We start from the raw sequence: 324 nt of genomic DNA on the forward strand, positions 1-324 counted from the left end.
CAGGCGGTGGTGCTCGCCCGCGAAGACCAACCCGGGGCCAAACGCCTGGTCGGCTACATCACCGGCACCGCCGACCCGGCAACCCTGCGTAGCGCCTTGGCCGAACACCTGCCGGCCTACATGATCCCGGCCGCGGTCATCGCCCTGGAGGCACTGCCGTTGACCGCTAACGGCAAACTCGACACCCGCGCGCTGCCCGCCCCGGACTACACCACCACCGAGCACTACCGCGCCCCCTCCACGGCCACCGAGGAGGTCTTGGCTGGGATTTACGCCGACGTGTTGGGCCTGGAGCGGGTCGGGGTGGAGGACTCGTTCTTCGAA

Annotated in this window: 1 protein-coding gene; it reads left to right on the forward strand. The window is 69.4% G+C overall.

The genetic code is table 11. The annotated features are described in order from the left end of the window. On the forward strand, positions 1 to 324 hold a 324-nt coding region (locus AC5Y7E_RS24310; protein WP_499950966.1), incomplete at both ends, for an AMP-binding enzyme.

The sequence above is a fragment of the Mycobacterium sp. NGS17 genome (assembly GCF_059813205.1).